Consider the following 11,020-nt stretch of genomic DNA (forward strand, 5'->3'; position numbering starts at 1 on the left):
GCGGTGGGGGGAGTGGCGTCGGGGGTGCTCACGCGGTTTCCTCCAGGGCCGCGAGCAGCCGGGAGGCCGTCGCGGGGTCGGTGACGAGGTGGGTGAAGCAGCCGCCGCGGGCGCCGGCGAGGACGCTGGGGACCTTGGCGGTGCCGTAGGCGACGGCGATGCGGTGCGGCACGGCGCGCAGCACCTCCAGCGGGACGGCGATGAGGCGGTCGGCCCCCTCGTAGGAGACCTCCCGCCCCTGCGCGTCGTAGAAGCGGGAGGCCACGTCCCCGACCGCGTCGCGCAGCGGCGCCTCCCCGGTGGGGACGAACCCGGGGATGGACTCGCGCTGCAGCGGCGGGGCGCCCACCCCCATGACGGCGGCGCGCGCGGTCTCCCACAGCGCGGTGAACCGCTTGAACTCCGGGTCGGCGACGAGGCTGCGGCGCAGCTGGCGGCCGGGGAAGGCGGGGGCGTAGAGGAAGCGCGGCACCCCGCCGATCCCCTCGGCGATGCGCCGGGTGATCTCGTTGGTCTGGTACCAGGCCTGCGGCTCGTCCTGGCCGCCGACCATGGGGACGACGACCACCCCCGGCAGCGGCGGCAGCTCGCGCTGGGCGATCTCGTAGACGGTGCGCCCGGAGGAGACGAGCAGGACGTCGCCGGCCGCCAGCTCCAGGGAGGTCAGCACCTCGGCGAGCACGGGGGAGACGGCCTCCGGCACGTGCGCGGGCGAGGTCGGCGCGGAGAGGCGGACCTGCTGCAGCCCCAGCGCGCCGGCCAGCCGGTCGGCCAGGTCCCCGGGGTCCTCCTGCGGCAGCGGCAGCACCTCGATGCGCACGAGCCCGCGGTCGCGGGCCTCGCGCAGCAAGCGGCTCACCGTGGCGCGCGACGTCCCCAGCCGGTCCGCGATCTCGGCCTGCGTGGCGTCCTGCAGGTAGTAGAGCGTCGCGGCGGTGTGCGCCAGCGCCAGCGGGAACCGCCCGTTCCCGTTCGGCACGTGGTCTCCCTCCTGGTCCGCCTCACGGTAGCGACCCGTGCCCCGCGGTGGTGGCCGAACCGTTGCACAAGTGTGCTGGACAAGTGTGCGGCACGCCCCTAGCGTTCCGGTCACCGAACGACGACACTGCGAAGGAGCAGTCATGGCGAGCACGATGAAGGCCGTCGTGGTGCACGGTCCCGAGGACTACCGGCTGGAGGAGGTCCCGGTGCCCGTCGCCGGGCCCGGCCAGGCGCTGCTGAAGGTCGAGGCGGTGGGCATCTGCGCCAGCGACCTCAAGTGCTACCACGGCGCCGCGAAGTTCTGGGGCGACGAGAACCGCCCCGCCTGGGCGGAGACCATGACCAGCCCGGGCCACGAGTTCACCGGCCGCGTCGTCGCGATCGACGCCGAGGCGTCGGCGCGCTGGGGCGTCGTCGAGGGCGACCGGGTGGTGGCCGAGCAGATCGTCCCGTGCTGGAAGTGCCGCTACTGCGCCCGCGGCGACTACCACATGTGCCAGCCGCACGACATGTTCGGCTTCAAGCGGCGCACCCCCGGCGCGATGGCCGAGTACGTCCTGCTGCCCGCCGAGGCCCTGGTGCACAAGGCGCCCGGCGACCTGCCGCCCGCGCACGTCGCCTACGCCGAACCCCTCTCCTGCTCGCTGCACGCGGTCGAGCGCGCGGACATCCGCTTCGGCGACACCGTCGTCGTCGCCGGCTGCGGCCCCATCGGCCTGGGCATGATCGCCGGCGCGGCCGCGAAGTTCCCCGAGCGGATCATCGCCCTCGACGCGCTCCCGCAGAAGCTGGAGCTGGCCCGCAAGTGCGGCGCGGACATCACGATGAACATCACCGAGGTCGACGTCGTGCAGGCGGTCAAGGACCTCACCGGCGGCTACGGCGCCGACGTCTACATCGAGGGCACCGGCCACCCCGCCGCCGTGCCGCAGGGCCTGAACCTGCTGCGCAAGCTGGGCACGTTCGTGGAGTACAGCGTCTTCAAGGACCCGGTCACCGTCGACTGGTCCATCATCAGCGACGACAAGGAGCTCAACGTCCTCGGCGCCCACCTGGGGCAGAACACCTGGCCCGCGGCGCTGCGCATGATCGCCTCCGGCCGGCTGCCGATGGACGAGATCTGCTCGCACCAGCTGCCGCTGGAGGAGTTCCAGAAGGGCCTCGACCTCGTCGCGGACTCCGCCAACTCCGTCAAGGTGTCCCTCATCCCCTGACCCACCAGTCGTCCACGCAACGCAACGGAGCGCAGCATGAACCCCCCCAGCAGCAAGCTGACCCGCCGTTCCCTGCTCGCCGCGATGGGCGGTGCCGCCGCCGTCCCGATGCTCACCGGGTGCGGTGTGGGCACCGGCGGCGACGCCGGCGCCGGTGTCGAGAACGGCGCCGCGCAGGTCACCGGCTCCTTCGACTGGAAGAAGCTCTCCGGCGAGAGCATCAAGATCCTGCAGACCCCGCACCCCTACCAGCAGGCGTTCCAGCCGCTGCTGAAGGAGTTCACCGACCTCACCGGCATCCAGGTGCAGGCCGACCTCGTCGCCGAGGCCGACTACTTCACCAAGCTGAACACCGAGCTCGCCGGCAAGACGGGCGCGCACGACGTCTTCATGACGGGCGCCTACTTCATCTGGCAGTACGGCCCCCCCGGCTGGATGGAGGACCTCACGCCCTGGATCGAGAACTCCTCGGCCACCAACGACGAGTACGACTTCGAGGACATCTACGAGGGACTGCGCACCTCCACGCGCTGGGACTTCGAGAAGGGCAGCGCGCTGGGCACCGGCGGGCAGTGGGCGATCCCGTGGGGCTTCGAGACCAACGTCGTCGCCTACAACAAGCGGGAGTTCGACAGCCGCGGCATCGCGCTGCCGGAGACCTTCGACGACTTCATCCAGCTCGCCGTCGACCTCACCGACCGCTCGCAGAACCGCTACGGCGTCGCCTTCCGCGGCTCGAAGTCCTGGGCCACCATCCACCCGGGCTTCATGACGCAGTTCACCCGCGAGGGCGGCAAGGACTACACCGCCGACGGGACCACCTACACCGCGGCGATGAACTCCGACGTCGCCGTCGACTTCACGAAGAAGTGGGTCGACCTGGCCCGGAACGCCGGCCCGACCTCGTGGACGACCTACGACTACCCCCAGTGCACCGGCGACCTCGGCAACGGCAACGCGATGATGGTCTACGACGCCGACAGCGCCACCTACCCCAAGCAGAAGGCCGGCGCCAGCGCCCAGGCCGGCAACCTCGCCTGGTACCCCGGCCCGGCCGGCCCGGACGGCAGCTACGCCACCAACCTGTGGACGTGGTCGCTGGCCATGAACGCCGCCTCGAAGAAGAAGCAGGCCGCCTGGCTGTTCATGCAGTGGGCGACGGGCAAGGAGGCCATGACCAAGGCCACCTCGTCGACCTTCGCCGACCCCACCCGCGCCTCCGTCTTCGACGGCGCCTTCAAGCAGACGCTGGGCGAGTTCCCCGGCTACCTGGAGACCTTCGAGAAGGTCATCGACTCCACGAAGATCCAGTTCACCCCGCAGACGAAGTTCTTCGAGACCACCGAGGACTGGGCGGTGGCGCTGCAGGACATCTACTCCGGCGCCGACGCGAAGTCCCGCCTCGACGAGCTCGCCGAGTCCAACACGTCCAAGATCAACGCCTGACGGCAGGGAGGAGGAGGAGACCGTGGCGACCACCGTCGGGGGGCGCACGCCCCCGCAGCAGTCCTCACCGGGGCGGGCCGGTGGCGCGGGCGTCCCGCGCGTGCCGGCCTGGCGCCGCAAGCTGCGCCCCTACCTGCTGTCGGTGCCCGCCGTCGCGCTCATCATCGGGATCCTGTACGCGTTCTTCTACGGCGTGTACTACACGGTCCTGAACTACGCGGCGACCAACCCGAACCCCTCGTTCGTCGGGTTCGAGAACTACGCCAGCGTCCTCGGGGACGCGCTCTTCTGGCGCAGCGCGGGCGTGACGCTGCTGTACGCGGTGGCCGCCACGGGGATCGAGACGGTGCTCGGGGTCGCGATCGCCCTGCTGCTCAACCGCTCGACCCTCATCGGCAAGACCTTCGAGCGGCTGCTCATCCTGCCGCTGATGATCGCCCCGGTCATCGCGGGCGTCATCTGGAAGCTCATGTTCAACCCGCAGTTCGGCGTCCTCAACCACGTCTTCGGCCTCGGGTCGACCTTCGACTGGCTGAGCAAGGACCGCGCGCTGTGGTCGACGATCCTCGTCGACGTGTGGATCTACACCCCCTTCGTGGCGATCCTCGTCCTGGCCGGCATCCGCTCGCTGCCCAAGGAGCCCTTCGAGGCCTCCGACGTCGACGGCGCGAGCTGGTTCTACATGTTCCGCCGGCTCATGCTGCCGATGATGTGGCCCTACATCCTGGTGGCCGTCATCTTCCGCTTCATGGACTGCCTGAAGGTCTTCGACGCCGTCTTCGTGCTCACCGCCGGCGGCCCGGGCGTCACGACCACCACGCTGCAGATCGGCGCGTTCGAGGACTCGATCACGAACCTCAACTACTCGCGCGGCAGCACCTACATGTTCCTGCTGTGGATCATCGTGTTCATCACCGCGCGCTACCTGGTGAGCGTGCTCGGCAAGGCGCAGCGGCGTGCTGCGGGAGCGGGGGCCTGAGGTGGCACTGGCACGAGAGCTGACACCGGGCCAGAAGCGGGTCACCCCCGCCTCGGTGGTGGCCGACCTGGCGATCCTCGCGTGGTTCGTCTTCTCCCTCTTCCCGCTGGTGTGGATGGTCCTGCTGGCGCTGAAGAACGACGCCGACCAGACCTCGACGTACTTCCGCTTCAGCCCCACGACGGCCAACTTCGGGACCGTCCTGTCCCAGCGCGGCCAGGACCTCACCAGCGTCGACTTCGGCCAGGCCATGCTCACCAGCGTCCTCAACTGCGCGGGTGCCGTCCTGGTGTCCCTGGTGGTCGGCATCCCGGCGGCGTACGCGGCGGGGCGCTGGAAGTTCAAGGGGTCCGAGGACCTCATGTTCCAGATGCTGTCCTTCCGCTTCGCCCCGGAGCTCATGGTCATCGTCCCGCTGTTCGTCATCTACAACACGCTCGGCGTCTTCGACACCAAGCTGGGCATGGTGTGGGTCCTGCAGCTGGTGACGATGCCGCTGGTGGTGTGGATCCTGCGCTCCTACTTCCAGGACCTCTCGCCCGAGCTGGAGCAGGCCGCGCTGCTGGACGGCTACACCCGCCGGCGCGCCTTCCTCACCGTGGCGCTGCCGCTGGTGCGCCCCGGCATCGCCGCCGCGGCCCTGCTGGCGTTCATCTTCGCCTGGAACAACTACCTCTTCCCGCTCATCCTCACCGACTCCGCGGCCACGACGGTCACCGTCGCGGTCACCAAGTACCTCGGCGGCGGCGGGCAGGCGTACTACAACCTCACGGCGGCCGCTGCCCTGCTCGGCGCGCTGCCTCCGCTCGTCCTCGCGCTCACGATCCAGCGCTACCTCGTGCGGGGCCTGTCGTTCGGGGCGGTGAAGGCCTGATGGCCAGCGTGAGCATCGACCACGTGTCCAAGACCTACGGCAGCGGTTCCTCGGCCGTCCGCGCGCTCGAGGACGTCGACCTGTCGATCGAGGACGGGGAGTTCTTCGTCGTCCTCGGCCCCTCGGGGGCCGGCAAGACGACGCTGCTCAAGAGCGTCGCGGGCCTGGTGGAGGTCGAGGCCGGTGACGTGCGGATCGACGGCACCTCCATGGAGGGCGTCGAGCCCTACCACCGCAACGTCGCCATGGCGTTCGAGAGCTACGCGCTCTACCCGCAGAAGACGGTGTTCGACAACCTCGCCTCCCCGCTGCGCTCGGGGCGCACGGGCCGCTACAGCGCCGAGCAGCAGCGCCAGCGGATCGAGGCCGTGACGACCACGCTCGGCATCGACCACCTGCTCAAGCGGTTCCCGCGGGAGCTGTCCAACGGCCAGCGCCAGCGCGTCGCGCTGGGGCGGGTGCTCGTGCGCCCCGCGGACGTCTACCTGCTCGACGAGCCGCTGAGCCACCTGGACGCCAAGCTGCGCGCGGCCATGCGCGCCGAGCTCAAGCAGCTCGGCGAGATGTCGCGGACCACCTCGCTGTACGTGACGCACGACTACCAGGAGGCCCTGGCCCTCGGCGACCGCATCGCCGTGCTGCGCTCCGGGCGCGTCGTGCAGGTCGGCACCCCCGAGCAGATCTGGCGCGAGCCCGTCGACACGTTCGTGGCCAAGGCGCTCGGGCAGCCGGAGATCAACCTCTTCGAGGTCGAGGCGTCCGGGGACCGGCTGCGCGGGGCCGGCGGGGCGCTGGAGCTGCCCGCCCCGGCGCACCTGGAGCTGCCCGGCGGCCGGGCCCGGGTCGGGGTCCGCCCGCGCGACCTCGCCCTGGGCGCCCCCGGCGGCGCCGACGCCCTGCACCTGCGCGGCCGGGTGGTCCTCGCCGAGCGGCTGGGCCGCCTCATGGAGTTCAGCGTGCGGGTGGGCGGGCAGGACGGCGGCGAGGACGTCATCGTCGTCGCCGACTCCGACGCCGGTGCCCGCGAGGGCGAGCTGGTGGACCTGCACCTGCCGCTGACCAACGTCCACGTCTTCGCCGCCGGCCCCGCCGGCGAGGAGACCGTCCGCCTCGGAGGAGCCGCGCGATGAGCACCACCACCCTGGGGACGACCGCCAAGAGCCTGGTGCTGGAGTCGCTGCACAAGCGCTACGAGTCCCGCGGGCGCGAGCCGTTCCACGCGGTCAAGGGCATCGACCTGCACATCGAGCCCGGGGAGCTCGTCGCGCTGCTGGGCCCCTCCGGCTGCGGCAAGACGACGACGCTGCGGATGATCGCCGGGCTGGAGACGGTGACCTCCGGCGACATCCGCATCGGGGACCGCTCGATCCCCGACCTGCCCCCCGGCAAGCGCGACGTCGGCGTGGGGTTCGAGAGCTACGCGCTCTACCCGCCGCTGGACGTGCGGGGCAACCTCACCTACGGCCTGCGGGCGCGCGGGGTCAAGGACGCCGACACCCGGGTGCGGGCGATCGCCGAGCGGCTGGAGATGACCGACCTGCTCGGCCTGCGCCCGGCGGGGCTGTCCAGCGGGCAGAAGCAGCGCGTGGCCCTGGCGCGGGCGCTGGTGCGCAACCCGCCCGTGCTGCTGCTCGACGAACCCCTCTCCCACCTGGACGCCGCGCAGCGCCAGCGGGTGCGCCGCGAGCTGAAGGTCCTGCAGCGCGAGTTCGGCTACACGACGATCGTCGTCACCCACGACCAGCTGGAGGCGCTGAGCCTGGCCGACCGGCTGGCGGTGATGGACGCGGGGATCATCCAGCAGTTCGGCACCGCCGACGAGATCTTCGACGACCCCGCCAACCGCTTCGTCGCCGACTTCGTCGGGGAACCGAAGATCAACCTCGCCGAGGGCGTCGTCGAGCGCACCGGCGTCGTGCGCGTGGGGCGCGACGGCGCGCTGGCCACCGCCTCGCGGGCCCCGGCCGGCACCGCCGTCACGGTCGGGGTGCGCCCGCAGGACGCGCGGGTCGCCGTCGGCGAGGAGCCGTCGGTGCCCGGCGAGGTCGTCGTCTACGAGGACCTGCTGGAGTTCGGCCTGGCTACGGTGCGCGTGGAGGGCCTGGACGCCTCCCTGGTCGTCCAGACCCCCGCCGACGTGCGGTGGCGGCGCGGGGACGCGGTGCGGCTGGCCGCGCCGCCGCAGCGCGTGTACCTGTTCGAGCCCGAGGGGGGAGCGCGGCTGCGCTGAGGTCGGGCGGCGACCGGGCGACCGCGGCCACCCGGTCGCGGCCGCCGGCTCCCGTCGAGGAGGCATCGGCACGCGCGGGGGTGTTCTAGAGGTCGCGAGCTGCCGATGAGAGCGGGGTGAGTCGTGCGACGGACCCCGCCGAGGCGACGGCGCCCGCCGCCGTGCGCGCCTGCCTGCTCGCCCTCGGCGCCGGCGTCGTGCTGCTCGCGGCGGCGCTGGTGCTCGACCGCGGGCTGCTCTCGCGCGCGTGGTGGGACGAGTGGGGCTACGACGGCCTGGTGCTGGGCGCCGGGCTGCTGGTCCTGGCCCGCGCGGTGGCGCGCCCCGCGGGACGCGCCGGATGGGCGCTGCTGGGCGCCGGCCTGCTCTCCACGAGCGCCGGCAACGTCGTCTCCCTGCTCGCCGAGCGCGCGGGCCAGCCGCCGCCCTCGCCGTCGGCGGTCGACGTGCTGTGGCTGGCGGCGTACCCGCTGCAGGCCGCGGGCGTGCTGGCGCTGCTGCTCGGCGGCGACCGGCGCTTCCGCCGCAGCACCGTGCTGGACGCGCTCGTGGCCGCGCTGGGGGTGGCCGCGCTCGCCGCCTGGGCGGCCGGCCCGGCCACGGCCGGGGTCGGCGGCCCGCCCGCCGCGCAGCTGACCGCCCTGGCCTACCCGGCGGGTGCGCTGCTGCTGCTGAGCCTCACCGCGGCCGGGCTGGCCCTGCTGGGCTGGCCGCTGCGCAGCGCCGCGGGGACCCTGGCGGCGGCCTTCCTCGTCGGCAGCGGCGCCGACCTGACCTACCTGCTCCTGGCGGCGCGGGGGCGCTACGCCGAGGGCACGCTGCTGGACGCGCTGTGGCCGCTGAGCGCGCTGCTGGTGGCCGTGGCGGCCTGGCGGGTGCGCCGCGCCGGCGGCGAGCCGCGGGTGGGCGTCTCGCTGCTGCTCGTGCCGGCCGTCGTCACCTCCACGTCCCTGCTGGTGCTGCTGGCACACGTCGTCGGGCACCGCCCGCCCGCGGTGGCCGAGCTGCTGGCGGCCGCCTCGGTGCTCGCGGTGCTCGCGCGCACCGTCGCCACCTTCCGCGAGGTCACCGAGCTGGTCGACACCCGCCGGCTGGCCGTCACCGACGACCTGACGGGGCTGCCGAACCGGCGCCGCTTCCTGGCGGCCGTGCGGGACGGGGTGCGCGAGGTGGAGGCCGGCCGCAGCGGCGGCGGGGCCGTCCTGCTGCTCGACCTCGACCGCTTCAAGGAGGTCAACGACACGCTGGGGCACCGGGTGGGCGACGAGCTGCTGCGCCGGCTGGGGCTGCGGCTGCAGGAGGCCCTCGGCGGGCGGGGGCTGCTGGCCCGCCTGGGCGGCGACGAGTTCGGCGTGCTGCTGCCCGGGGCGGACGAGGAGGCGGCGGTGGACGCGGCGCGGCTGCTGCTGCGGGCCACGGGGGAGCCGTGCGAGCTGGAGGGGATCAGCCTGCACGTGGACGTCAGCATCGGGATCGCGCTGTGCCCGCAGCACGCGCGCTCGGTGGGGGGCCTGCTCCAGCACGCCGACGTGGCCATGTACCGGGCGAAGGCGGCGCGCTCGGGCTGGCAGCTGAGCTCCGGCCCGCTGGACCCCGGCGGCCGCGACCGGCTGACGACGGTCGCGGACCTGCGCCGCGGGCTGGGCCGCGACGAGCTGGTGCTGCACTACCAGCCGAAGCTGGACCTGCGCAGCGGTGCCGTGACGGGCGTGGAGGCGCTCGTGCGCTGGCAGCACCCCGACCGCGGCCTGCTCACGCCCGACGCGTTCCTGGCGCTGGCCGAGCACAGCGGCCTCATGCGCCCGCTGACCCGGGCGGTGCTGCGGCTGGCGCTGCGCCAGGCCGCGGACTGGTGGCGGGCGGGGCACGAGCTGTCCGTCGCGGTGAACCTGTCGGCCTCGGACCTGCTGGACGCGCAGCTGCCCACCCGGGTGCAGGAGCTGCTCGCCGCGGCGGGGCTGCCGGCGCGGGCGCTGGAGCTGGAGATCACCGAGACGGTGCTGGTGGCGGACCCGGTGCGCGCCCACCAGGTGCTGCGCGCGCTGCGGGCGCTGGGCGTGCGGATCGCGGTGGACGACTACGGCACCGGCTACTCGTCCCTGTCGTACCTGCAGGACCTGCCGGTCGACGACCTCAAGCTGGACCGCTCGTTCGTCGTGCGCAGCGCCGGCGACGAGCGCTCGGCCGCCATCGTGCGCTCGACGACCGCCCTTGCGCACGCCCTCGGGCTGCGCATCACCGCCGAGGGCGTGGAGAGCGAGGAGGTGCTCACCCAGCTGCGGGCGGCCGGCTGCGACGCGGCGCAGGGCTACCACGTCGCCCGCCCGCAGCCGGCGGACGTCTTCACCGCCTGGTTCAGCGCGCGCTGCGCCGCGGCGCGGGACGAGCGCCCGGCCGCGGCGCGCTGACGCTCAGCCCTGCGGGGCCTGCTGGGCCTCCTGGGCGAGCAGGAACGCCTGCAGGCCGGCGAGGTCGTCGGTGTTGATCCGGTCCACCCGCGCCGCGACGAGCTCGGCCCACACGGCGTCGCGGGCGGGGCCGGCCACGTCGGGGGTGTTCCAGAAGCGCACCTGGCGACCGGCCAGGTGCGCGGCGTCGACGAACCGGTGCAGCTTCGCGCGCTCGTCCTCGGGCATCGGGCCCTCGCCGGCCCAGGTGAACAGGTTCGCCCAGTTGTCGCTGACCAGCGGCATGAAGTCGGGGTCGGAGCCGTTGGCGAGGTCGCCGGAGCGGCCGTCGTAGGCCGACCAGCGCAGGTGGTCGCGCGCCATGAGGTCGACGGGGCGGTTGCCGGAGACGACGGCGGTCACCGCGCGCGGGGTGGCGTCGTAGCCGACGTCGGTCATGGTGAAGGACGTCACGGTGCTCGGGTGCTGGGACAGGGCGTCCTCGACGGCGAGCCAGGTGGCGACGGCGTCGCCCTTGACGTCGATGAGCAGCTGCACCGGCCGCCCGTCGCCGTACACGCTGCCGCCGCCGGCCTCGGCGAGGTCCTCCAGCGGTTCCAGGTACAGCGCCTCCAGCGTGCGGGCGGGGTCCAGGTCCTCGGGGTCGTGGGCCACGAGCAGCTGCCCGTCGACGAGGTGGACGTCGGCCTCCACGCTGGTGAAGCCGTGCTCGACGGCGTCGAGCAGCGGGCGCTCGTGCTCGTAGTCGTTGTGGGCGTGGGCCTGGGCGAGCGGCTGGTCGGCGACGACGACGTCCGGGGGCAGGACGCTCTCGACGGCGGTGCCGGCGGAGGCCGCGGGCGCGAGCGCCAGCGGCAGCAGCAGGGCGCCGCCGAGGGCGGCCAGGAC

Annotated in this window: 9 protein-coding genes; 7 read left to right on the plus strand and 2 right to left on the minus strand. The window is 73.3% G+C overall.

Going from position 1 to position 11,020, the window contains the following annotated elements:
• Nucleotides 1-28: 28 nt before the first annotated feature.
• Nucleotides 29-979 (minus strand): sugar-binding transcriptional regulator, encoded by a 951-nt coding sequence (locus tag GTQ99_RS13435; protein WP_338074975.1) that lies wholly within the window; start codon nt 977-979, stop codon nt 29-31.
• Between the two features lie 142 nt (nt 980-1,121).
• On the opposite strand from GTQ99_RS13435, the gene GTQ99_RS13440 reads away from it, so the two are divergent.
• The 7 genes from GTQ99_RS13440 (at nt 1,122) to GTQ99_RS26935 (ending at nt 10,132) form a co-directional block, all read left to right on the plus strand.
• A complete protein-coding gene (locus tag GTQ99_RS13440) occupies nt 1,122-2,195 on the plus strand; it encodes a zinc-binding dehydrogenase (RefSeq protein ID WP_166616244.1) in 1,074 nt (357 codons plus the stop codon).
• A 36-nt stretch (nt 2,196-2,231) separates the two neighbouring features.
• Nucleotides 2,232-3,641, plus strand: coding sequence for an extracellular solute-binding protein (locus GTQ99_RS13445; RefSeq protein WP_166616245.1), 1,410 nt, complete (start codon nt 2,232-2,234; stop codon nt 3,639-3,641).
• A gap of 22 nt (nt 3,642-3,663) precedes the next feature.
• Complete coding sequence (locus GTQ99_RS13450) at nt 3,664-4,620, plus strand: carbohydrate ABC transporter permease (protein WP_338074976.1); 957 nt, start codon at nt 3,664-3,666, stop codon at nt 4,618-4,620.
• Between the two features lies 1 nt (nt 4,621).
• Nucleotides 4,622-5,494, plus strand: coding sequence for a carbohydrate ABC transporter permease (locus tag GTQ99_RS13455; RefSeq protein ID WP_338074977.1), 873 nt, complete (start codon nt 4,622-4,624; stop codon nt 5,492-5,494).
• Nucleotides 5,494-6,624 (plus strand): ABC transporter ATP-binding protein, encoded by a 1,131-nt coding sequence (locus tag GTQ99_RS13460; RefSeq protein ID WP_166616246.1) that lies wholly within the window; start codon nt 5,494-5,496, stop codon nt 6,622-6,624. The genes GTQ99_RS13455 and GTQ99_RS13460 overlap by 1 nt, the downstream gene beginning before the upstream one ends.
• A complete protein-coding gene (locus GTQ99_RS13465) occupies nt 6,621-7,724 on the plus strand; it encodes an ABC transporter ATP-binding protein (RefSeq protein ID WP_166616247.1) in 1,104 nt (367 codons plus the stop codon). Before GTQ99_RS13460 ends, GTQ99_RS13465 begins: the two co-directional genes overlap by 4 nt.
• 116 nt (nt 7,725-7,840) lie before the next feature.
• A complete protein-coding gene (locus GTQ99_RS26935) occupies nt 7,841-10,132 on the plus strand; it encodes an EAL domain-containing protein (protein ID WP_166616248.1) in 2,292 nt (763 codons plus the stop codon).
• Between the two features lie 3 nt (nt 10,133-10,135).
• On the opposite strand, the gene GTQ99_RS13475 is transcribed toward GTQ99_RS26935, so the two are convergent.
• The coding region (locus GTQ99_RS13475) for a phosphatidylinositol-specific phospholipase C/glycerophosphodiester phosphodiesterase family protein (RefSeq protein WP_205707435.1) at nt 10,136-11,020 on the minus strand (885 nt) is incomplete at its 5' end.

It is taken from the genome of Kineococcus vitellinus (assembly GCF_009906315.1).
In the GTDB taxonomy this organism is placed as follows: domain Bacteria; phylum Actinomycetota; class Actinomycetes; order Actinomycetales; family Kineococcaceae; genus Kineococcus; species Kineococcus vitellinus.